Genomic DNA, 24,006 nt, shown 5'->3' on the forward strand with positions numbered 1-24,006 from the left:
TCCCTTCCAGACCAGGTGAAGAGTTAACCTCCATCACCACCGGACCGTGGTTGGAACGCAGGATGTCGACACCGGCAACATTGAGGCCCATAATTTTGGCGGCGCGCACGGCGGTGGAGCGCTCTTCCGGGGTCAGCTTAACGGTCAGCACACTGCCACCACGGTGCAGGTTGGAGCGGAAGTCACCAGCCCGGCCTTTGCGCATCATGGCAGCAACCACTCTCTCGCCGACAACAAAGCAGCGGATGTCACAGGAGTTGGCTTCTTTGACGAATTCCTGCACCAGGATATTTTGCTTAAGGCCGCGGAACGCTTCGATAACGCTTTCCGCCGCGTTTTGGGTTTCAGCCAAAACCACACCGACGCCCTGAGTGCCTTCGAGTAGTTTAACCACCAGCGGAGCGCCGCCCACCTGGGAGATCAGGTCTCCGGTAAATTTGGTGGAGTGGGCAAATCCGGTGACGGGCAGGCCGATCCCTTTGCGGGCCAGCAACTGCAACGAGCGCAGTTTGTCTCGCGAGCGGCTGATGGCCACCGACTCGTTGATGCAGAACACGCCCATCATCTCAAATTGGCGGACAACCGCAGTACCGTAAAAGGTGATGGATGCGCCAATGCGCGGGATGACCGCGTCAAAATCGGTCAGCTCGCGGCCCTTGTAGTGGATGGTCGGGTGATGCGAAGCGATCACCATGTAGCACAGCAATGGATCAATCACTTCTACGTCATGGCCACGTTGTTTACAGGCTTCGACCAGTTTGCTGGTAGAGTAAAGGGCGGGGTTACGCGACAAAATACAAATTTTCATTTTACATCTCCCTGGGGATAGACAGAGTTCAGGGTCTCTTTATCGGGGCGGTCAAAACAATAGGATCGACTCGGATCGACCAGCAGCCGATCCATCGCGGTTCGGCCCAACAGCATACGGAACCGCATGGTTTCGCGATTGGTCAACGTCATTTCAATCGGCCATTCCTCGTCACCGAGGCGAGCCAGGGTTTCGATGACATAGCGTTGTTCACGATGGCCACCAGAGTCGGTCACGGTCCGACGGTCCTTGACTACGGCTTCACAGGTCAGCTCGGGTATGGTGGCACCTTGTAGGGGGTGAAGACGAAATCGAACCCAGTGCTGATTGTCGCGGGTAAACTCTTCAACAAAACAGGTATGCAATGCCGAGGTGCGGGCACCGGTGTCGATTTTGGCTTTGATCCACGGTATATTCAATTGAGGCAGGCACAGCCATTCGCGCCATCCAACGACCGATTGTGTTTCCATGGTCGCTCCTTCTTAAAACACGGGTTAATAAAAATCTTCCACCAGAGACTGGAATGCCTCTATGGAGTCAACAATCTGATCTTCGTCGCCATCGGGGGCGGCCAGATGAAACAGGGCATCACCCTGGTACACGAGGGGTAAGTTCTGTAACCCCATAACCACGCCCCGGTGCTGGGCAATCACCGGCGTGCGTTTATTGTTCAGTGGATTCTCAATATAGCCCAGTTTGTCGCCATCACTGACCAGATCGCCCAGTTCGCAGGTGCGGCGCAGTAAGCCACTGATCGGTGCCCGGACCCAGAATGTTCGCCGCGAGATCAGCGATTCCCCCTTTGGTGCTCTGGGTCGTGCCGGCAGCATGTGCAGATGGCGCATCACTGAAACAATCCCCCGTACCCCGAAACGGATCGAAGGTTCGTCAAAGCGCAATGCTTCGCCGGCTTCATAGACTAGGATCGGTACGCCCATCTCATGCACGGCCTGGCGCAGTGAATTATCACGCAATCGCGAGTGAACGATGAGCGGCGCTCCAAAGGCGCGGGCAAATGCCAGCTCGGCGTCATTTTCCCATTCGCAACGGATCTGCGGCAGGTTGTTGCGATGGTTGGAACCGCTGTGTAGATCGATGCCGTGCGTACACTGGCTGACGATCTGCTCAAGAAAGCGATGGGCCACCCGTGATGCCAGCGAACCCTCCTCGGAACCGGGAAACGAGCGATTGAGGTCGCGCCGATCCGGCAGATAACGGGACCGGTTGAGAAAGCCATACACGTTCACCAGTGGAATCGCAATCAGGGTGCCGCGCAGCGATTTGAGCAACTTGAGGTTGATCAGTCGGCGGACAATCTCCACCCCGTTGATCTCGTCACCGTGAATGGCCGCGCTGACAAATAGTACCGGGCCGGGACGGCGGCCGCGAAACACATGAACAGGCATGGCCAGTTCGGTGCGATCATACAGGCGTGGCAACGGCAGGGAGATCAGGCGGATTTCTCCGGGCTTGATCATTTCACCGGCAATTTCAATTGTTGAGGATGTTGTCTCAGTCATCATGTTTCCCCCCATGAGGGCACACCATTACGTTGTGCACAAGCGGCAGGGGAGAATACACCCATAATGCGAAAATGCAAGCGTATTTTCTCCTGTAATAACAGAGAGCTTCACTTTTTATCGTTCATATTGACAGGACTGGAAATCTGACGGAATCCAATGGGTCGGTAAACACATACTAACAGTGTAACCGAAACTGGACAGATCGCCATTCCAACGGCTCATTCAGCGCCACTTTACAGGATTAGTCATCAGGGTGTAGAACTGTCACATGGAATTTTTTGTCTGTCAGGGTGGTGAAAACAGACTGTTGAGCCCATGGATGCGCGCGCAATTAAATCCCTGATTTTGTGCGCAAGGCATCGTCTTGTCGACGTGTTTCGTTAAAGTGCTTCGGATGGGACGTTTTCTATTTCCTGGCGGGAGGGGATTTTTGTGATGACGCATGCACAGGTATGGCAACAATTTATTGAAACCGGAAAACTCGACAGTGCCGTCGATAAAGCCGAAATCCGACATTCCTGGCAACGTTGTCGTGAGATGGATGTTGATCCCTACGATGGTGTCAGTCATCAATTGCTGACACCCGGACAGATCAGCGCATTGCTCGGCAGCCAGAAGCTCTACATCTCATTGGTGCGCCATTTTATGAAGCAGCTTTATGAGTTTGTCAAAGGGTCCGGGTTTATCGTGTTTCTGGCCAATCGGGAAGGGTATATTCTCGAAGCCTTGGGCGATCCGGAGACCTTCAAGGCCGCCGCTCAGGTCAACTTGATTCAGGGTGCCTGCTGGGTCGAATTTGCCGGAGGCACCAACGGCATCGGGACCGCGTTGGCCATCGGGCGACCGGTTCAGGTCTCAGGTTGTGAGCACTATTGTCAGAAACTGCATAGCTGGACCTGTTCAGCAGCCCCGCTTTATGACGAGTGTGGTGATATCAGTGGTGTTTTGCAGATGTCCGGCCCCTGTGAAAAAACCCATCCGCATACGCTGGGCATGGTTGTCGCTTCAGCGGAAGCAATCCGCAAGCAGTTGAGTGTCTGGCAACGCAACAATGAGCTTGTTCTGGCCAATGCGCAGCTCAGCCATCTGTTTCAGACCATGTCCGACGGAGCTCTGGTCATCGATGCTGATGGCCGGGTGATCCAGGTGAACCCTGTCGCACGTAAGGTGTTTGGCAAAGAGCTGAGCGGTGAAAAACTCAACCGCATTATCACAGCAGCCGATAGTCCTGATCTCATCAGTTCAACCCACTCCTGTAAAGACCTCGATGTGGTTCTGCATACTGAAACCGAGCCGGTTGAAGCATTATTGACGGTGAAACCGCTTAAAGATGACAATAGCGATCAATCCGGGGCGGTGGTGTTTTTCAACCCGATCCGCAAAATGAAAAAGCTGGTGAATCGTTTTGGTGGTGCTCAGGCGACGTTCCATTTCTCAGACATCATCGGGGAACACGACAGCGTTAAGGCTGCTATTAACATGGCACGCAAGGCCGCTGATAATCTAAGCCACGTGCTGATCCTCGGTGAAAGTGGAACCGGCAAGGAGCTCTTGGCTCAGGCCATTCACAATCACAGCATGCGCCGCAACGGACCCTTTCTGGCGGTGAACTGCGCTGCGCTGCCGCGCGACCTGATCGCCAGTGAACTGTTCGGCTATACCTCCGGGGCGTTTACCGGCGCCAGCCCCAAGGGACGTCCGGGAAAATTCGAGATGGCTTCGGGTGGAACGCTGCTGTTGGACGAGATTGGTGACATGCCGCTGGATCAACAGGCCACATTGCTACGCGTACTTCAGGATAAACACGTGACCCGGCTCGGCAGCGAACGGGCCATTCCAGTGGATGTGCGGGTCATCTGCGCGACCAACAAGAACTTGCTCGATGCCGTGAGCAAAGGGCATTTCCGCCAGGATCTTTACTATCGGCTCAATGTCACGCGCATTGATGTCCCACCATTGCGCGAGCGGGGGCGTGATGTTGAGCTGCTGTTTAGGTTTCTGCTCAAAAAAATCAGCCTGCGTCTTCATCAGGCCCGTCCCCATGTTGATGAGGCGGTGGTTACGGCCTTGCTGCATTACGGTTGGCCGGGGAACGTCCGCGAGCTGGAAAACGTTGTCGAGCGGATGATCCATACCGTTGAAGAGGAAACGTTGCACTGCGCCCATCTCCCGCGTGAGATCTGTTGCGAAACGCCCGTTGGCCGTGCCCTGCCCGACAGTGTTGTCACAACGCAGGATGCCGCCACACTGAAACAGGTGGTTGGCGAGCAGGAGCGGCGCCTGCTGGTTGATCTGCTCCAGCGCTATCAAGGGAATATCAGTCTGATTGCCCGGGAGATGGCCGTATCGCGCAACACCATCTACCGCAAAATGCATCACTACAACATCTCCAGAGACTATCGCTTCGATTAATATCTCTGATGAGTGGTGCGATTTCCAGCAGTGTCCTATTTGTGTGACATGTGTTTCAAACGGGGGGCGTTTGTCCTTTTGACGGAACAGTTGCCGTAGCCCGTAGCCCATCCCTCAAATCATCTCTTGTTGATTTTTCCGTATACACTTTTCCTCCTGAAAACAAACTTTTAGACAAATAGTCACACGACTGTGTGGCGTTAACAGCAGTGGCTGGCATATCGGTTGCTATAAGGCTTCTCATGCCCGCGTGTTAGGCGACTGTTTTCAGTTTGTGGTTCTGGTCCGGTTTTGGTGCTTTTTCGTCTTTGTCGCATTATCCGTCGTTGTTATAGACGCCTATGATGTTTTCCTGTGCTGCTACGAAAAGCCCTCAAAGGTGCCGTCCTCATCTGATTGACAACGCCTCTCACGCACTCATTTTTTATCAAAGGAGAGAGTGTATGAAAACCCAACTTGATTCCCAGTACAAATTGTACATCAACGGCCAATGGGTGGATGCCAGTGACGGCCAAACCTTTGAAGCGCACTGCCCGGCGGATGGTTCGCTGCTGTCGACCTGTGCCAATGCCACCAAAGAGGATGTCGATGCTGCCGTGGATGCTGCCTGGGGCGCTTATGATGCGTGGAAAGATGTCAGTGCTCAGGAGCGTGCTGGTTATCTGCTGAAAATCGCCGATCTGATTGATGCCAATGCCGAAAAACTGGCTATGGTGGAAACCCTTGATAACGGCAAACCGATTCGCGAAACACGCAATGTTGATGTACCGTTGGCCAGCGACCACTTCCGCTACTTTGCCTCGGCCATCCGCACCCAGGAAGGTCAGGCGACCATGATCGACAAGGACACCATGAGCCTGATTCTGCGCGAACCGATCGGCGTGGTGGCCCAGATCATCCCTTGGAACTTTCCGTTTCTTATGGCGGCATGGAAAATTGCCCCGGCGCTGGCAGCCGGCAACTGCGTGGTGATTAAACCGTCGTCCACCACCTCACTGAGCCTGTTGGAACTGGCCAAACTGCTTGATCAGGTGCTGCCCCCCGGCGTGGTCAATGTGATCACCGGCAAAGGCTCCACCACCGGCAACTTTGTCCTCGAACACCCCGGATTCACCAAACTGGCGTTCACCGGCTCAACGGATATCGGCTACAACATTGCCGATGCTGCCGCTAAAAAATTGATTCCGGCCACGTTGGAACTCGGTGGCAAGTCGGCCAATATCTATTTTGACGACTGCCAGTGGGACAAAGCGATTGAAGGGACCCAAATCGGTATTCTGTTCAATCAGGGCCAGGTGTGCTGCGCCGGCTCACGGATTTTTGTTCACGAAGCGATCTACGACAAATTTGTTGCCGACATGGCCACCGCATTTGAAAAAGTCAAAGTTGGTCTGCCTTGGAACGACGACACCATGATGGGTTGCCAGATTGATGAAGGGCAACTCAACCAGATTCTCTCCTATGTCGATGTTGGTAAACAGGAGGGAGCGCGACTGGTCACCGGCGGCGTCAGACTGACCGATGGTGAGTTGGGTAACGGTTCCTTTATGGCGCCGACCCTGTTTGCTGATGTCGATAACTCCATGCGCATTGCTCAGGAGGAGATCTTCGGTCCAGTGGTGTGTGTCATCAAGTTCAAAGATGAACAGGAAGTGATCGATATGGCTAACGACAGCGAGTTCGGTCTCGGTGGTGCCGTGTGGACGCGTGACATCAACCGCGCCATGCGTGTCGCTCGCGGTGTTGAGACCGGTCGTATGTGGGTCAACACCTACAACCAGTTGCCCGCCCATGCCCCGTTTGGCGGATACAAAAAATCCGGTATCGGTCGTGAAACTCACAAAATGATGCTTGAGCACTACAGCCAGGCGAAAAACATCTTTATCAGCATGAGCGAAGAGAAAATGGGCTTGTATTGATCATGTTTCACCGGTCTCTGCGCGACCTTTGGCGCAGAGACCGGTAAGCCCCTGTACCCCGTCGGTTGATTCGTGACCAATTCGGCAAGGAGAGAGCATGACGATTACCTCAGAGACTCTGGTTGAAGAGATTCTAGATCTTGATTCGCGTGTCGTGCGTTATTTCATCCTCAACAAAGTCAAACCATTTACCTGTGGCGGTGCCTATCCTCAGACGTTGAGTGAGTTGCTGGCACGGTACGGCGTAGAGGATGTCGAAGCCTTTATTGCCGGACTGAATACATTCATCGCTGACGAAATAGAATCTTCATAAACATTGACGGCCCGTTGCCTGAGTGACGAGCCATGGAGAAATGATATGGCATTCGCAGATCAAACGTACGGTTTCTTTATTCCGACTGTTTCCCTGATGGGGGTCGGTTGTGCCAAGGAAACCGGCGACCAGGCCAAAGCGCTTGGTGCATCGAAACTTCTTATTGTCACTGACGCCGGTATGAAAGCGTTAGGTGTCGCTGATACCATCAAAGGCTATGTCGAAGAGGCAGGGCTTCAGGCGGTCATTTTTGCCGGAGCGGAACCCAACCCGACCGACACCAATGTTGCTGACGGCATTGCTGCCTATAATGAAAACAACTGTGACGGCATCATCACCCTGGGCGGTGGCAGCGCCCACGACTGCGGTAAAGGAGTTGGCCTGGTGATCGGCAGTGGCGGTAACATTCGCGATTTTGAAGGACTCAACAAATCGACCAAACCGATGCCACCGTTTCTGGCCATCAACACCACAGCCGGAACCGCCTCAGAAATGACCCGCTTTTGCATCATCACCAATACCGACACCCATGTAAAAATGGCCATTGTCGATTGGCGCTGCACGCCGAATATCGCCATCAATGATCCAGTGCTGATGGTCGGGATGCCGCCGTCACTCACCGCCGCCACCGGCATGGATGCTCTGACCCATGCGGTTGAGGCCTATGTGTCGACCATTGCCACGCCGATCACCGATGCCTGTGCCATCAAAGCCATTGAGATTATCGCCGAATCACTGCGTCCGGCCGTTGCCAATGGTGAGAACATGCAGGCGCGCGACCAGATGGCCTATGCCGAATACCTGGCCGGTATGGCGTTTAACAATGCCAGCCTCGGCTATGTCCATGCCATGGCGCATCAGTTGGGCGGTTTTTTACAACCTGCCGCACGGGGTGTGCAATGCTGTGCTGCTGCCGGTGGTGTGCGAGTTCAACGCCATTTCCAACGTGAAGCGGTTTGCCGATATTGCCGTGGCTCTGGGTGAAAACATCGAAGGTCTGTCCGATGTCGAAGCCGCCGAGGTCGCCATTGGCGCGATCCGTCGTTTGTCTGCCGATGTTGGAATTCCGGCCGGATTAACCGAACTGGGTGTTGAGGAAAAAGATCTCGCAACCATGGCCGATAATGCTCAGAAAGATGCCTGCATGTTGACCAACCCCCGTAAGGCAACGTTGCAGCAAGTGGTCGATATTTATAAAGCGGCCATGTAACCTTTTGTCACGTGAGTCTCTCCGACGCTCTACCCCCGTGACTTTAGCGCCACAGGAGCTGTTCTCCTCCTGTGGCGTTTTTTTGTGCGATAGCAACATTGTCGAGGAAGGTCAGGATGATGGTTCTGGCTACCTTGCAGTCGTCTGTTTCGTATAAGCGAACCACTAAAGATCAAGATCAAAGTCAAGGTCGCCGGGTTTCGTCCCGGCAGCCGACATACTTTTGACTGGCCGCTCAAAAGTGTGCAAAAGCTAGCTTGAACACCTCCTGAACCTGGATGAACCGACAATGGGTCTGTTTCCGTGATACGTCAGAGATTCGGTTTGCCTCCCTTTAGCTCGGCAAATTCTGCAACTCATCACCTTTGACGTAAAACGTTGATAACAATATGATGTCTCGCTCTATTTCTTTCGTGGCACCAGTTAAACGGGTGGGCAGTGCCCACCCTGCTTCAGTGTGTTATTTAGCAGCCAAGCCCTCCCGTTCAGCAGCACCGAACGCAATGAACGTCAGCGCGATGGTCGTCGGCAACCTGTTTGAGCGATAGCGAGTTTTGCCGACATCGCGATGTAAGAGAATGGAGAGAGGGAACCCGAAGGGTGCAATGACGGGAGTCGATTTTGCCTCCCTTTTGTCGACGCAAAAGGGAGCCGACGGGCGGGCGCGGAAGCCCGCGTCACGTGGGTACCACCATTGCGAGCGGAAGATGTTTGCCAGAGCAATTCGTTCCGAATGACGAACCACTGAAGATCAAGGTCAAAGTCAAGGTCGCCGGGTTTCGTCCCGGCAGCCGACATACTTTTGGCTGGCCGCCCAAAAGTATGCAAAAGCCAGCTTGAACACCTCCTGAACCTGGACTCACCGACAATGAATCTGTTTGCGTTATGCGTTACAGGTTCGGCTCGTCACCCTTTAGGTCGACGAATCGAGCAATTCATCAGCACTGGCGTAAAACGTTGATAACGATCCTGTGTCTTTCTTTATCTCTGGTGTGGCACCGATCAAACGGGTGGGACGGAGCCCACCCTGCCAAGGTTTGTTATTTAGCAGCCAGCTCTCCCGTTCAGCAGCGCCGAACGCAAAGGAGTGTCGTCGGCAACCTGTTTGAGCGGTAGCGAGTTTTGCCCACGTTACATGCGTACCAGAATTGCGAACGGATGATGTTCGCCAGATTAGCTATTGTGCGAACAGAAACAGTTCCTTTTCTCAATTCCAATCAACACCCGAATCGTCACCACTGCAACGATCAGCAGAATTGCCACTAACCCGACAATCCCCGGCCATCCCCAGGCACTCCACACATAACCGCCACCGGTTCCGGAAATACTCGATCCAAGGTAGTACGCGAGCAGATATAGTGACGATGCCTGAGCGCGTGCCACAGGGACTCGGCTGCCGACCCACGCTGAGGCCAGAGCATGGGCGGCGAAAAAGCCGATGGTCAGGACCACAATACCGACGACAATAGCGGCCAGCGGTGTCAGCAGAGTGAGCAGAATGCCGATGATCATGATAAGAACGGACAACGTCATCAGCCGATTGCGACCATAGCGATCAGTAAGTCCGCCGATGATACTGGAGCCGCCGGCGCCGAAAGCATAGGCAAAAAAGATCAGTGCCACCTGGGACTGGCTCAGATCATAAGGGGGCGCCAGCAGGTAAAAGGTGACATAGTTGTACACGGTTACAAAGCTGCCCATAAACAGAAACGCCAACAGAAACAGGCAGATCAGACCTGGATCACGCAAGTGGTGAATCAGTGACAGAGAGATTTTTTTCAGATGAAACGGTTGGCGCTCAAAGTGGCGTGATGGCGGTAGCAACACCCAGAACAGCACGCTCATCACCACCGCGGAAAAACCGATCAAAGCAATGGTTGCCTGCCAGGCAAACAGATCGACCAGCCATGAGGTGAGGATGCGTCCGGTCATGCCGCCGCAGGCGTTGCCGGCAATATACAATCCCATGGCCGCGCCGATGGCGCGTGGTGACATCTCGTCATTGAGGTAGGCCATGGCCACCGCCGGGACACCGGCAACCACAATCCCCTGGAGCAATCGCAGCGCCAGCAGACTGGGCAGGGTGGTACTGGTCGCACACAGCACCGAAATCAAGGAAGTGAGGATCAATGCCCAGCCCATCAGCTTCTTGCGGCCGAAACTATCGGAGATCGAGCCGGAAATGGGCAGCATCCACGCCAGGGCAAAGGTGGCCACAGACAGGGTCAGACTGGCCGTGGCCGGAGAGATGGCAAACTCACGCACTAGCAAAGGAAACAGCGGCTGAAAGGTGTACAGGGTGGAAAAAGTGACAAACCCGGCGATGAACAACGCCAGATTGGCGCGATGGTAGTCGCTGGTGCCGCGTTCAATACAGGGTGGTGTCATGGAAAACCTCAGTGAAGAGTAGCGCAGAGAGTCAACATGTCTCTCTTGACAGCAGACTAACCAGTGGCCGAATATATGTAAAATATATTGAGTTAATAGAAACGATAAATTGAATTTATGGACCTACGTCAGATCAAAACCTTTCTCGCAGTGGCCGAGCATCTTAACTTTACCCGAGCCGCCGAATCGCTGCGTCTGGCCCAGCCGGCAGTGAGCATCTCCATTGCCAAACTGGAAGAGGCGTTGGAGCTGACTCTATTTAACCGTCAGGGCCGTCATATCACCCTCACGGCTGAGGGCGAGGTGTTTCTGCGTCATGCCCGGCGCATTATCGATGATCTGTCTGATGCCGAACGGGAGATGACCGAACTCAAGGGGCTGGTGCGCGGCGAGGTGCGTATCGGTATCCCGCCGATGCTCAGTTCCTACTATTTCCCACGGGTGATCAGTGATTTTCGTGCCGCTTATCCCAACCTGAATTTGTCGGTAATGGGCCAGGGCGCCGGAGAGATTCAGCAACTGATCCGGTCCGGTGATGTCGACCTTGGCGTGATTGCCGGCAGCAACATTCCCGATGGTTTGGAAGCGCGCTGTTTCCTGCGCGAGGAGATTGTCGCCTGTGTGCCGGTGGAGCATCCGTTTGCCTGCCGCGACAGCATCACTTTGGACGAGTTGTGGCGCGAACCGCTGATCCTGTTCAAGCAGGGTTTTTACCTGCGTGAATGGATCGATTCGCTGCATCGTGACCTGCCGCAAATCCCCAATGTGGTGTTTGAAACCAACCTGTTTTCTCTGGTGCGGTCATTGATCCGCGAAGGGGTTGGTGTTTCGACCCTGCTGCGCATGGTGGTGGCGGATGAGCCGCAGGTTGCGGCGGTTCCGTTTGCGCCGCCGTTGTCGCTGGATCTGCATATTGCCTGGAAGTCGGATGGGTATCTGTCGCAGGCGAATCAGGCGTTTCGGGATTTTCTTCTTGAGCGGATTGAGTCGTATCGTTAGGTTTTTCGATTGAGGTTTAAGGTCAAAGTCAAGGTCGCCGGGTCTCGTCCCGGCAGCCGACATACTTTTGGCTTGCCGCCCAAAAGTATGCAAAAGCCAGCTTGAACACCTCCTGAACCTGGATCAACCGACAATGCGTCTGTTTCCGGTGTGCTTCACAGATTCGGCTTGCCTCCCTTTAGGTCGACGAATCGTGCAACCATCATCTTTGGCGTAAAACGTTGATAACTATTCTGTCTCTTTCTTTATCTCTGGTGTGGCACTGATCTAACGGGTGGGACGGTGCCCACCCTTCGGTTGTCTGTTATTCAGCACCCAAGCCCTCCCGTACTGCAGCGCCGAACGCAAGGAGCGTCGTCGTGATGGTTTTCGGCAAACTGTTTGAGCGATAGCGAGTTTTTGCCGATATCACGGCGTAAGCGGATGGAGGGAGGGAACTCGAAGGGGGCATTGGGGTTGTTATTAATCAGATGAACGAGAGATGTTGCGTGAGATTTTTTGCGTCAGCAAGGCAGAGGGAGGAGCTATAGTCGTTCTATGGCGACGACCGATAACGCTGCTGACGTGAAAAAGATCCGCAACAACACCGTGAAGGCTGATTGATGACAACCCCTTGGGAGTCGATTTTGCGCCACTTTTGTCGACGCAAAATGTGGCCCGAGGTGTGGGCGCGGAAGCCCACGTCACGTGCGTGCCAGGATCGCGAATGGATGAAGTTTGCTGGAGCGATTAGCTCCGAATGTCGGACCACTGAAGATCAAAGTCAAAGTCGCCGGGTCTCGTCCCGGCAGCCGACATACTTTTGGTTGGCCGCCCAAAAGTATGCAAAAGCCAGCTTGAACACCTCCTGGACCTGGATCAACCGACAATGCGTCTGTTTCCGGTGTGCTTCACAGATTCGGCTTGCCTCCCTTTAGGTCGACGAATCGTGCAACTCATCAAGTTTGGCGTAAAACGTTGATAACAGGCTTACGTCTATCTTTATTCCTTCCGTGGCACTGATCAAACGGGTGGGACGGTGCCCACCCTCGCGGCAGAGTGTCATTTAGCAGCCAAGCCCTCCCGTTCAGCAGCACCGAACGCAATGAACGTCAGCGCGATGGTTGTCGGCAACCTGTTTGAGCGTTAGCGAGTTTTGCCGACATCGCGGTGTAAGAGAATGAAGTGAGGGAACCCGATAGGGTGCAATGACGGGAGTCGATTTTGCCTCCCTTTTGTCGACGCAAAAGGGAGCCGACGTGCGGGCGCGGAAGCCCGCGTCACGTGGGTACCACCATTGAGAACGGATGAAGTTTGCCAGAGCGGTCAGTTTCGAGTGACGACCACTGAAGGTCAAGATCAAAGACAAAACCGCCGGGTTTCGTCCCGGCAGCCGACATCCTTTAGCTCGGCAAATCCTGCCACTGACCATTTTTGCGTAAAACGTTGATAACAAGATGATGTCGTGCTCACTTTCTTCTGTGGCCCCGATGTAACGGGTGGGGCGGTGCCCACCCTGCACTCGTATGTTGTTTAGCACCTCAGCCCTTCCGTTCAGCAGCACCGAACGGTGCGTACCAACTCGCATGAACGGATGCCACTTCGCCGAAGCGGCAAATTTATTGGCACACTCTCACATCAAACCATAACAGACATCTCACGTCTCCTTTATCCTCCACAGGTTTAATCAGCACCATTTCAGCGCCAGAATGTTGTCTCAACCACGATATGAGGAGAATTTCTGATGAAGCGTGTTGTCGGTTCCTACCACCCCCATGAAGAAGAACCTTATATGAACCAGCGTCAGCTGGACTATTTTGAATCTCAGCTCAAACAGTGGCGAACCCAGCTGCAGCAGGAAGCCCATGACGCCACCCGCGAAATGCGTGAGGAAAACGTCCGCGCTGCCGAGTTGGTCGAACAGAGTCTCAGTGAATATCAACGTCGCATGACCCTGATCAGCCATGACCGAAAAAGCCGCCTATTGGCGCAGATTAATGCGGCCCTGTTACGGATCAAAGAGGGTAGCTACGGTTACTGTGTCGAAACCGGTGAAGAGATCGGCCTGCGCCGGTTGCTCGCTTACCCGGCGGCCTTTCTGCTCGTTGAAGTGCAGGAAGCTCGCGAACATCGCAGTCGCTCATTTGCTAACGGCGTCGGATAAATCCGACGCCGTTTCAGTTTGATGACAAAGTCCATTCAGGGACTTTGTCATGGCCGTTTCGCAAAAACGCGGTTTTGCTTCACTTACAAAAACAAGGAGTTAAGCCTCTCCTTGTTTTTGGCTCGCCCGTCCTTGGGCTCGGGGAGCCTATTTGTCAACAGCCTGCAACGGCGTCGGTTAATACCGACGCCGTTTTTTTGACTGGCACGTTCAGCCGGTTTGTTTTTTTTGTGTGATGCTTTTCTTTGGCGTCTGAATCTCTATACTTGGAACAACACACCAAGAGGAGATTCCGCCATGTCCCGTCATTTTCGTCCTACATCGCGAAAAAAAACGCCGCTTAAATCGGCTGAGGAGCGCGAGGCTTTTGTGCGTCAGGCCAAAGCGCAACAGCAGGACAATCGCAATTACCGTGAGCGCTCTTTAGCGTTGCATGGCTGGATTTGTGCCAAATGCGGACGCGAATTCACCCTCGACACCTTGCATCTTCTGACGGTGCACCACATCGACGGCAACCATCACAACAACCCTGCGGACGGCAGTAACTGGGAAAACCTGTGCGTCTACTGTCATGACGATGAACACAGCCGTGGTTTGCTGGCTGATGCTTTGAAGCATTATGACTAGGAGGTGCCATGGAGATCACCCGCGCCTTCCTTAGTTCGATTATTAACTCCTCCGATGATGCCATTCTCGGCATGCGCCTGGATGGACGGATCATCAGTTGGAATGAAGCGGCGGAAAAAATTTATGGTTATCGTCGCGAACAGATCCTCCACAAACACCTGTGGCAACTGTGTCTTCCCGAGCGGCACGATGAGATTCGTCAACTGCTTAACAGCGTCATCAAGGGACAGCGGGTCAGCCATTTTCACACCATGCATCTGCGCCGTGACGGCCAGTCGATTTTTGTCTCCTTGTCGATCTCTCCACTGGTGGACGATGTTGGCCAGTGTGTCGGTGCCGCTCTGATCTCCCGTGATATCACTCGCCAATGGCATGAACAGCAAGCGCTGGAAGAGGCCCGCGAAAAATATCAGCAGATTTTCCACCGCGAATCTGATGCGATCATTTTGCTTGACGCCAAGCGACGCACCGTCAGTGAGGTGAATGATGCTGCCTGTCGTCTGTATGGTTATTCCCAGGAAGACTTTCTCAATCAGACTTTCAACGATCTGCTGGTGGACAGTGAGCAGGGCAAGATTGATCTGGCCCGCTGTCTGTGTGGTGAGGGCGACGTGATTCCGGCCAGTCGTCATCGCCGCCGAGATGGCAGTACCTTTACCGCCGAGGTGTCGATCAGTTCGATCCTGTGTGGCGGACATCGCACTCTGGTCGCCATCATTCGCGACATCAGTGAACGCCAAAAAACACAGGCGCTGCGTCACTCCCTGGCCATGGCTCGCGAGATCCAACGTAAACTGTTGCCACGGGTCGAAGCCTGTCAGGCTCCGGTTGATCTCTATGTGTCGTCACGTTATTGCGATGAGATTGGCGGTGACTTTTACGATTTCTTCTTACCGGATGAACAGCACCCGTTGCTGAGCTTTGCCGTGGGAGATGTGTCGGGTCACGGTGCCGGTGCCGCTCTGCTCATGGCCATGGTCAAAGGGGTGTTCCGTCTGTCCATTGAGCAGCTCAGTTGCGATCTGCAACGGCTGTTTTCGGTGATCAATCGCCATCTGGTTGAACACAGTCAGGATGACAGTTTCATGACCTTGTTTTGCGGCCAGTACCATCCGCAAACGTCACGGTTGGTGTGGAACTCGGCCGGTCACGGACCAGTGTTCTGGTACCGGAGCCGCAGTGAAACCATTGAAGAATTAGCTACAACCGGGTATCCTCTGGGGATTAATGCCGAAGCACGCTATGTGCCTGCAGAGGAGATCATCCTGGCGTCCGGAGATATTCTGCTGATTGGTACCGATGGCATTTGGGAAGCCCGCAATAGCGACGGGGAGATGTTTGGCACCGAACGGTTGCGCCAGGTGCTCGCCAGTCATGTCGAAAAATCGGCACGCAGCATTCATCAAAAAATCATGGCCCATCTTGACCAGTTTATGGGAACCGCTCGACAGGAAGATGATATCAGCCTGATGGTTGTTAAATTCCTGCCGGAACATCCTCTGGTGCGTCAGCGCGAGGGATAGATATCGCCTCCTTACAAAGGAAAAGCAGCACGATGACATTGAGCTTTTCGCATCGCCGACTTAAGTATCCGGTGGCCATACTCGCTTTTATCGTGACATTGTCGGTGATGGAATTTTTTTCTTATCAGTACCGGCAATTGCACCTGACGCAACAGCGCAATCAGGTGATGGCCAAGGCCAGCCTGTTGCGTGCTCAGATCGAATATGAGATCCATACCACACTCAACCTGACCATGGGCTTGGTGGTGTTTGTGTCCAGTACGCCGGATTTTTCACCAGAGGATTTCAATCGGGTTGCGGGCATCTTGCATCAGCAGGCGCCCAATATCCGTAACATTGCTCTGGTCAAAGACTTAGAGGTTTGTCAGATCTATCCGACACAGGGCAATGAAGCCGCGCTGGGACTCGATTACCGCAATTATCCAAAACAGTTGAGTGCGATTCAGCGTGCATTTGATGCTGGTAAAACGGTGATTTCCGGACCGATTGATCTTGTACAGGGCGGCCGGGGGTTTATCAGCCGGGTGCCGATTTATACCACTCCCGATAACGCGCTATGGGGGTTGGCCAGCATTGTCATTGACGCGGATATCTTCTATCAACGATGCGGTTTGAACAACGTCGATTCAACCCTGACCGTTGCCTTGCGCGGACGAGATAGTCTGGGGGCCACGGGCGATTTCTTTTACGGTGATCCCGGCGTTTTTGACAAAGATGCCGTGTTTCAGGATATTGCTCTGCCGGTCGGCTCCTGGCAGATGGCGATGATGCCGGTTGAAGGATGGGGGCAATCCGCCGGGGTGCTGTTGGCCTTCCGTTTAAGCGGTCTTGTTCTGGCGGCGGTGGTGGCCATCTTGTCGTTTGCCTTGATCAAATCCTATCAGCGTAATCGTAAACTGGCGCTTCATGACCCATTGACCCATCTGGCCAACCGACGCTTTTTTAATCGCTACCTGGAGCAGAGTCTCGCCGTGGCTCGCCGCAATAAACACCACCTGTGCCTGCTTTATCTCGATCTGAACAACTTCAAACCGGTCAATGACACCTATGGCCACAAAAATGGCGATCAGGTGCTCGTCACCATTGCCCAACGGCTGGGTGAAACGTTGCGGCAATCCGATCTGATCTCACGCATTGGCGGCGATGAATTTGTCGTGATTTTGTCAAATTTTACCGAGGGTAACGGGATTGACACGGTGGTGGAAAAATTACGCGAAGCGCTGGCCACACCAATCGATCTCGGCAGTGCCGGATCAATTACCCTCGACACCAGCATCGGCATCAGTCGTTTCCCGGACGACGGCCTGACCGCTGATCAGTTGCTCAAGCATGCGGATATCGCCATGTATGACGACAAAAAACGGCTCAAGGCACGAGTGCTCTGACAACACTTGAATTTTCAGCATTGACAGAGTACTGGATCAGGACAGCTGATCGCGCGCATCCCGCACCGCATCGCGAATCAACTCCGGCAGTGCCGGGTGGATGTAGATCATCTGCAGGAGATCCTCGACAGTGACCTGTTGCTGCAAGCCAAGAATCAGCATGTGGATCAGATCCGATGCTTCCTCGCCGATAATGTGCGCGCCGAGTAACCGACGGCTGTTGCGGTCAAACAGCAGCTTGGCAAAGCCGTTCTCCAGCATGCGCGCCATCCCCATATTGCTGTCCGCATAGTCGGCGCGGCCGACCACGTAATCAACGCCTTGTTGTTGAAGCTGTTTTTCTCCAGCGCCCACGGCAGCCATTTCCGGAACGGTAAACACCGCGCGCGGCACCGCGCCATACACAATCGGCTCGTCACTCGGCGCTTCAAACAGCGTGCGCATCAGGTATTCCCCTTCAAAATTGACGCTGTGACGGAACAGGTAGTTGCCGACACAGTCGCCCAGGGCATAGACGCCGGGAACCGCCGTCTGCAAATGGTCGTCAACCTCAATGAACCCTTTGTCATTACAGGTGATTGCCGTGTGTTCCAGGCCAAGGTCATCGGTGACCGGATCAACGCCGGTGCTGACGAGCAGGGCTTCGGCGTACAGTTCTTTTTCCGTCCCTTTTTCGTTATGACGTAGCCGGATACAGAACAGCTCATCTTCCCAGCGCACCTCCACCGGCTCAAAGCCCATATGCAGGGTGTGGCGCTGGCGGAAATCGTCGGCAAAGGCTGTGCGGATATCGTCATCCTCCTGTCGCAAAAGCGCACTTCGCACCAGAAAGTGGGTTTCGGTGCCGAAGGCTTCGTAGACATGACCAAGCTCGCAGGCGATATAGCTTGCGCCAATAATGACCATTCTTTTCGGTAATGATTCGCATCGCAGTGCTTCGGTGCTGGTCATGTAAGGTGTGTCGGCAAGGCCGGGTATCTCTGGGATGGATGGGCGCGCACCCGTGGCGATAAAGATAGTGGGGGCGGTCAGTTGGCGGCCATTGACCTCAACCACCTTGTCAGCGACAAAATGGCCACTGCCGTTGATATAATCAAGATGATCGAGCTGGCGGACCTTGTCGGCAAAGTGCTCGGACATTTGCGATACGGTTTTAGTGACGCGTTGCACCAGGGCAGAAAAGTCACCATCAATCTGCTGGTCAGCATAAACATTAACCCGCCGGGCGTTGCGAATGGCGTAGATCATGTCTGCAGGGTAGATCAACATTTTTGAAGGGATGCAGCCGCGATTCAGACAGGTGCCGCCAAACGCATCGCGCTCAATCAGAGCTGTTTTTAAGCCCCGCTGTGCTGCGGGAAGTGCGATCTTGGTGCCACCACCGGAACCGATTACAATAACATCGAACTGTTCCATGGGTTCCTCCACCGGGAAAGTGCCAAAAAAATCATTCAATTTTTTCACCCTAATACACTCGCCGAGGAATGTCCATGGCAAAAGATAACCTGTGGGGTCATGTTTACTGTTTACACATCGGCAAGATGAAATTTTCCTGTTAAACTATGAAGAAAATCAGGCAGATGACATTGGAACTGCTTTTTTTGTCCGTAGCTCTGCGGGCCTTTATAAAGGGGAATCTATGGACGTGAACCGTCTGTTGCGTGGCTTGCGCCGTTTTGAACCGCGCACTTTGTATGGCCAGATGCTGGTGCTGGTGCTGGTGGTAGCGCTGATTGAAGTGTTTATCAGCGGTGCCATTTTTGCCGGGTTGATCGGCAGTATCTCCGAAAAGCAAATTGGCCGACGGGCGCTGGATATTGCCCATTCCGTGGCGGTGATGCCGGTGGTGGTCGAGGCGCTGCAGCATCCCAAAGGGGAGCATCCGCAAATCCAACAGCTGGCAGAAGCGATACGTGCACAAACCGTGGCGGAATATGTCATGGTTGCTGATCGCAACGGCAGGCGTCTCTCCCACCCCGAGCAGGAACGTATCGGCAAAAAATTTGTCGGCGGTGATGAAGTCGCTGCGTTGGAGGAGGGACGTTCCTACACATCAAAAGCCAAAGGAACCTTAGGCTATTCATTGCGCGGCATTGTGCCGGTTTTTGATGCGGAGCACGCGATTATCGGGTTTGTCGCAGTGGGGTATTTGAGTCAGGATATTGCCGAGATCGTCTATGGTTATCAGCGCGAACCGCGCACCTATATTTTGATGATGATTGTCATCGCCCTGCTCAGCGCGTCGTTTATTGCCCGCTTTGTCAAAAAGCAGACCCTGGGTTTGGAACCGCAGGAGATTGCCGCTCTCTACCAGGAACGCGATGCCATTCTCCAGTCGATCCGTGCCGGTATTATTGCCGTTGATGCGGCGTCACGCATCCGCCTGATCAATCAGGCGGCCCTTGTGCACACCGGTCTGGACGGTTCCAACTCACTGGTAGGGCGCACCGTTGCCGACGTGTTTGCCAACAGTGATTTCAAACCGTTACTGCAGGCCGGTGAGGAGATCCATTTTAAAGAGCTGGTCATTGACGGCCAGCCGATGTTTTTTACCAGCGTGCCGATCATTTATCAGGGCGAGGTCAGTGGTTCGGTCGCCAGTTTTCGCCGCAAGGAGGAATTGGATCGCCTCGAAGAGGAGTTGCGCCAGACCCGCGAATTCACAGAGATGCTGCGGGTACAGGCCCACGAATATTCCAACAAGCTCCATACCTTGTCCGGGCTGTTACAAATTCAGGCCTACGATGAGGCCCTTGATCTGATTGTGCGCGAGGCCGAAGATTATCAGAGCCTGATTCAGTTTTTGACCCGTGCTGTGCCGCACCCGATGATTTCGGCGATCATTCTTGGCAAGTATAATCGTGCTCAGGAGCTTAAAGTGGCCTTTGCCATTGACCCTGACAGCAGCATGGCGGACATTCCCGACAGTCTCAATCAACAGAATCTGGTCACTATCCTTGGCAATTTGCTCGATAATGCTTTGGAGGCGGCGCAGCGCTATGGACAGCGTCCGGCCAAGATTCAATTGTTTATGACCGATATCGGCCATGATCTGATTTTTGAGATTGAAGATTCAGGTCGTGGGATTGAGCCCGAAGAGCAGGAGCATGTGTTTATCAAGGGTTATTCGTCCAAAGTGGATACGGGTGCGTCACCGAGTGCGCATGGCGTCGGGTTGTATCTGGTTCAGGAAAAGGTCAAAGAGCTGGCCGGTCAGGTGACTATCTCCACCGGAGAGTTGGGGGGGGCGTTGTTCACCGTGATGATTCCCAAGCAGTCACACCGGGAGGAGGGTTGATGACACCGTTACGTGTATTGATTGTTGAGGATGATCCGCGCATTGCCCAGCTTCATCAACGGTTTTGCGAAAAAGTTGCAGGATTTGAAGTCAGTGGACTGGCGGCCACCTATGAAGAGGCCGATGAGCTGGCTACGATCCTCGAACCCGATCTACTGCTGCTTGATCTCTACTTGCCCGATGGCAACGGTATGGACCTGCTACGCCAGTTGCGTTCGCGGGGCCAAGAGGTGGATGTGGTCCTGATTACAGCGGCCAAAGATGTCGCCGCCGTGCAACAGGCTCTACGTGCCGGAGCATTTGATTATATTGTAAAACCGGCGGTGTTTGCCCGTTTTGAAGAAGCCCTGACCAAGTTTGCCGCTTATCGACAACAACTCGAACAAGGGGATGTCCTGAATCAGAACGATATCGACCAGCTGCTGCACAGTCACCATCAGCCCAAGGTGATGGATCGCGGAGCCGTGCCGAAAGGGATTGATCCTCTGACTCTGACCAAAATCCGTCAGGTGTTTGCCGACCAGGAGCAACAGGGGCTGAGTGCTGAAGAGGTTGGGGCGCAGATCGGCGCCAGTCGCTCGACTGCGCGGCGCTATCTCGAATACATGGTGTCGATCAGTGAGCTGACGGCGGATGTGGTGTACGGGACGGTGGGGCGGCCGGAGCGGCGTTATTTTAGTTTTGAAAATTAGCAAAGTGGTTATCTGGTAGCCGAGCTCACCCGTTCAGCAGCACCGAACGTGATGAACGTCAGTGCGGTCTGTTCCGAATTGCGAACCACTGAGGACCAAGATCAAAGACAAGGTCGCCGGATTTCGTCCCGGCAGCCGACATACTTTTGACTGGCCGCTCAAAAGTATGCAAAAGCCAGCTTGAACACCTCCTGAACCTGGATGAACCGACAATGGGTCTGTTTCCGTGATACGTTAGAGATTCGGCTTGCCTCCCTTTAGCTCGGCAAATCATGCGTCTCAACAATGCTGGCGTAAAACGTTGATAACTATTCTGTATCTTTCTTTTTCTCTGGTGTGGCACTGATTTAACGGGTGGGACGGTGCCCACCCTTCGGGAGAGTGTGTTTTGAACATCGATTTCTCGTTCAGCGCATCGCTTCTAAAACAGCAGCGCCCCGATCAATCACTGATCGGGGCGCTGTCTTTTAACCTGTTGCGTCGTGGAGTTTAGATAAACATCGAAGCCAGGACATAGCCGACACAACAGGCCGTAATTACAGCGATCAAACCGGGAACCATGAAGCTGTGGTTGAAGTAGTACTTACCGATCTTCGTGGTACCGGTGATATCGAACGCCACCGTTGCAATATCCGAAGGATAGTTGGGGATGAAGAAGTACCCGTAGCAGGACGGCATAATCCCGATAACCAGCGCTGGAGACAGGCCCATACCGAGCGCGACCGGCAGCATCATGCGGCAGGTGGCAGCCTGACTGTTAACGACCACGGAGACGATGAACATGGCCAGGGCAAACGACCACGGATAGGCTTGAACCATATCCAGGATCCCGGCTTTGAAACTCGGCATGGCAAACTGAAAGTAGGTGTCACTCATCCAGGCGATGCCGAAGATGGCAATGGCGGCGACCATACCGGATTTAAAGACCACGCCTTCAGGCACTTTGGAGGTTTTGGTTTTTGTCACCAGCAGAATGATGCCACCAAAGGCCAGCATCATCATCTGAATAACCACCGACATCTTGATCGGTTTAGCGGCGTCAGCGATCGTGCGAATGCTCGGGAACATGGCGATAATAACAATGGTCACCAGGGCGAGGACAAACAGGATCACTGCTTGCTTGGCAGACGCCGGCAGTTCTTCATCAAGTGTGGTTGCTGTGGTTTCTTCAATGCGCTTACGCATATCGGGATCTTGCATGCGGCGTTGATATTCCGGATCATCTTCCAGCTCAACACCACGACGCATGCTGTACAGAGACATGGCGATCAGGCCGATAAACGTGGCCGGGATTGTTACACTCAGGATCGACAGCAGGGTGATCGTGACATCGATGTTGGTCAGTTGTGCCAGATAGTAGACGACAGCGGCAGAGATCGGGCTGGCGGTAATGCCCAGTTGGGCGGCCACCGAAGAGGCAGCCATCGGGCGCTCAGGACGGATGCCGTTTTTCAACGCAACATCACCGATGATCGGCATCACCGAATACACCGCATGGCCGGTACCGAGCATGAAGGTCATGGTGTAGGTGACCAGAGGACCGAGGAAGGTGACCCGGCGCGGATTGGAACGCAGGATACGTTCAGCAACCTGCAACATGTATTTAAGCCCGCCAGCAGCTTCAAGCACCGAGGCGCAGGTGACAACGGCCATGATGATCAACATTACGGTGATGGGCGGTGACGTTGGTGGCATTTGGAAGATAAACACTTCGGCAACCAGACCGATACCGGAAACAACGCCCAGTCCGATCCCTCCGTAACGACTTCCCAGATACAACATCAAAAGCAGGAACATGAACTGGATGTACAACATGGCGGTTCTCCTTTTCAGCTGAGGGGTCTTGGCAACGCGGTTGGTGAAGAGCGTGTCGCAACCGTGTCTGATCTTTATTGTTATACACAGCATAGAACCACTTTTATGGAATTGTAAGTTTCTGGAATTAATCTGTTTTTAGTCCTTTAAGGTCATTTTGTTCATAGTGTTCACGGTGGTTTTTTACGGTGAGAATAAAGCGTGACGGAATACGTGGTAAACATGAAAGTGTGCCACATGTGGCTCATGTTTCACCGTATACTGTCTCACTCCGTTTCGACCTGCACCACATTGTTACGCGCGCAAAACGGTAGAAAAATGTGCTGTAGAATGGGTGTTCGGTAACTAACTGAAAATACAGGGTTAAAAATTTTTCCAGCAAGATTGGAGAATTTGGCAATCTCTTTGCAAAATAGATAAACAAGTTTGATGAGCTAATTTAACTCGTTGTTTTAACATACAAAATTTCACAGGAGTAAAGACTATGGGACGCAAAAAAGAACATCCGAAGAAGCACATCGTATCCTGCCGTATCAACACTGAGGAAATGGAAATTCTGCGTGAGATCTCCGAAGATTCCGGTATGAGTATCACCATGCTGTTGCGTAAGAGTCTCGACGCTCTGACCAACAACAATCCTCTCAGCGCGTAACGACGTTTTCCAATGAAGCTGGTGGCCGATTCATTAGCATTGGCTGTTGTTTTTGGCCTCTAGACTGTAACATTTTGGAACACCGAGCTTTTTTTAAAGGCTCCCATCATGGGAGCCTTTATTTTTTTGCCAAAAAACACCCGCCAAGTTCGACAAATCACATTTTTTATTGTATACAGTATAAGTATCGTTTGCATCGCATCTTACTCTCTTGAATTGTTTTATACGGAGGAGGATCAACGACTCGCGTTGATTCTGGCATCCAGTGGGGGCTGCCCCTGCTGGAGTTTATTACTCAC

17 protein-coding genes and 1 pseudogene are annotated in these 24,006 nt (G+C 53.4%); 12 read left to right on the forward strand and 6 right to left on the reverse strand.

What is annotated here, in order from left to right; translation table 11 throughout:
• The 3 genes from rimK to DACE_RS13755 all read right to left on the reverse strand — a co-directional run.
• A partial coding sequence (gene rimK, locus DACE_RS13745) for a 30S ribosomal protein S6--L-glutamate ligase (RefSeq protein WP_006002180.1) occupies positions 1 to 808 on the reverse strand: 808 nt, incomplete at its 3' end.
• The gene (locus tag DACE_RS13750; RefSeq protein ID WP_006002182.1) at positions 805 to 1,278 is read right to left on the reverse strand and encodes an ATP-dependent zinc protease family protein; all 474 of its coding nucleotides are present in this window, start codon (positions 1,276 to 1,278) and stop codon (positions 805 to 807) included. The genes rimK and DACE_RS13750, both read right to left, overlap by 4 nt.
• A 24-nt stretch (positions 1,279 to 1,302) precedes the next feature.
• On the reverse strand, positions 1,303 to 2,331 hold the full coding sequence (locus tag DACE_RS13755) for a succinylglutamate desuccinylase/aspartoacylase family protein (protein ID WP_006002184.1): 1,029 nt from the start codon (positions 2,329 to 2,331) through the stop codon (positions 1,303 to 1,305).
• Positions 2,332 to 2,766: 435 nt separating this feature from the next.
• On the opposite strand from DACE_RS13755, the gene DACE_RS13760 reads away from it, so the two are divergent.
• The 4 genes and pseudogenes from DACE_RS13760 to DACE_RS13775 all read left to right on the forward strand — a co-directional run bounded on the left by DACE_RS13760 (position 2,767) and on the right by DACE_RS13775 (position 8,185).
• On the forward strand, positions 2,767 to 4,743 hold the full coding sequence (locus tag DACE_RS13760) for a sigma-54-dependent Fis family transcriptional regulator (RefSeq protein WP_006002186.1): 1,977 nt from the start codon (positions 2,767 to 2,769) through the stop codon (positions 4,741 to 4,743).
• 443 nt (positions 4,744 to 5,186) lie between these two features.
• The gene (locus DACE_RS13765) at positions 5,187 to 6,662 is read left to right on the forward strand and encodes an aldehyde dehydrogenase family protein (RefSeq protein WP_006002188.1); all 1,476 of its coding nucleotides are present in this window, start codon (positions 5,187 to 5,189) and stop codon (positions 6,660 to 6,662) included.
• 97 nt (positions 6,663 to 6,759) lie between these two features.
• On the forward strand, positions 6,760 to 6,975 hold the full coding sequence (locus DACE_RS13770) for a hypothetical protein (RefSeq protein ID WP_006002191.1): 216 nt from the start codon (positions 6,760 to 6,762) through the stop codon (positions 6,973 to 6,975).
• 45 nt (positions 6,976 to 7,020) lie between these two features.
• A pseudogene (locus DACE_RS13775) lies at positions 7,021 to 8,185 on the forward strand (iron-containing alcohol dehydrogenase).
• A 1,173-nt stretch (positions 8,186 to 9,358) separates the two neighbouring features.
• On the opposite strand, the gene DACE_RS13780 reads toward DACE_RS13775, so the two are convergent.
• Positions 9,359 to 10,573, reverse strand: coding sequence for an MFS transporter (locus DACE_RS13780; protein WP_006002193.1), 1,215 nt, complete (start codon positions 10,571 to 10,573; stop codon positions 9,359 to 9,361).
• 117 nt (positions 10,574 to 10,690) lie between these two features.
• On the opposite strand from DACE_RS13780, the gene DACE_RS13785 reads away from it, so the two are divergent.
• The 5 genes from DACE_RS13785 to DACE_RS13805 all read left to right on the forward strand — a co-directional run bounded on the left by DACE_RS13785 (position 10,691) and on the right by DACE_RS13805 (position 17,250).
• Positions 10,691 to 11,572: a LysR family transcriptional regulator gene (locus tag DACE_RS13785; RefSeq protein ID WP_006002195.1), complete on the forward strand. Its 882-nt coding sequence runs from the start codon at positions 10,691 to 10,693 to the stop codon at positions 11,570 to 11,572.
• Between the two features lie 1,723 nt (positions 11,573 to 13,295).
• The gene (locus DACE_RS13790; RefSeq protein WP_006002197.1) at positions 13,296 to 13,715 is read left to right on the forward strand and encodes a TraR/DksA family transcriptional regulator; all 420 of its coding nucleotides are present in this window, start codon (positions 13,296 to 13,298) and stop codon (positions 13,713 to 13,715) included.
• 297 nt (positions 13,716 to 14,012) lie between these two features.
• Positions 14,013 to 14,342, forward strand: a complete 330-nt coding sequence (locus DACE_RS13795; RefSeq protein ID WP_006002198.1) for a YajD family HNH nuclease — start codon at positions 14,013 to 14,015, stop codon at positions 14,340 to 14,342.
• 8 nt (positions 14,343 to 14,350) lie between these two features.
• Positions 14,351 to 15,865: a SpoIIE family protein phosphatase gene (locus DACE_RS13800; protein WP_006002200.1), complete on the forward strand. Its 1,515-nt coding sequence runs from the start codon at positions 14,351 to 14,353 to the stop codon at positions 15,863 to 15,865.
• A gap of 32 nt (positions 15,866 to 15,897) precedes the next feature.
• Complete coding sequence (locus DACE_RS13805) at positions 15,898 to 17,250, forward strand: diguanylate cyclase domain-containing protein (RefSeq protein WP_006002202.1); 1,353 nt, start codon at positions 15,898 to 15,900, stop codon at positions 17,248 to 17,250.
• 36 nt (positions 17,251 to 17,286) lie between these two features.
• Here DACE_RS13805 and DACE_RS13810 read toward each other — a convergent pair whose 3' ends face one another.
• On the reverse strand, positions 17,287 to 18,666 hold the full coding sequence (locus DACE_RS13810; RefSeq protein WP_006002203.1) for a dihydrolipoyl dehydrogenase family protein: 1,380 nt from the start codon (positions 18,664 to 18,666) through the stop codon (positions 17,287 to 17,289).
• A 223-nt stretch (positions 18,667 to 18,889) separates the two neighbouring features.
• On the opposite strand from DACE_RS13810, the gene DACE_RS13815 reads away from it, so the two are divergent.
• Positions 18,890 to 20,548, forward strand: coding sequence for an ATP-binding protein (locus DACE_RS13815; RefSeq protein WP_006002205.1), 1,659 nt, complete (start codon positions 18,890 to 18,892; stop codon positions 20,546 to 20,548).
• Complete coding sequence (locus tag DACE_RS13820; protein WP_006002207.1) at positions 20,548 to 21,240, forward strand: response regulator; 693 nt, start codon at positions 20,548 to 20,550, stop codon at positions 21,238 to 21,240. The genes DACE_RS13815 and DACE_RS13820 overlap by 1 nt, the downstream gene beginning before the upstream one ends.
• Positions 21,241 to 21,729: 489 nt before the next feature.
• Here the strand turns inward: DACE_RS13820 and DACE_RS13825 are convergent, their stop codons facing one another.
• Entirely contained in the window at positions 21,730 to 23,055 is a 1,326-nt protein-coding gene (locus tag DACE_RS13825) for an anaerobic C4-dicarboxylate transporter (protein ID WP_006002209.1), read from the reverse strand.
• A 484-nt stretch (positions 23,056 to 23,539) separates the two neighbouring features.
• Here DACE_RS13825 and DACE_RS13830 point away from each other — a divergent pair, with 484 nt between their 5' ends.
• Entirely contained in the window at positions 23,540 to 23,707 is a 168-nt protein-coding gene (locus DACE_RS13830; RefSeq protein WP_006002211.1) for a hypothetical protein, read from the forward strand.
• Positions 23,708 to 24,006 lie beyond the last annotated feature (299 nt).

This window comes from Desulfuromonas acetoxidans DSM 684 (assembly GCF_000167355.1).
Taxonomy (GTDB): Bacteria; Desulfobacterota; Desulfuromonadia; order Desulfuromonadales; family Desulfuromonadaceae; genus Desulfuromonas; species Desulfuromonas acetoxidans.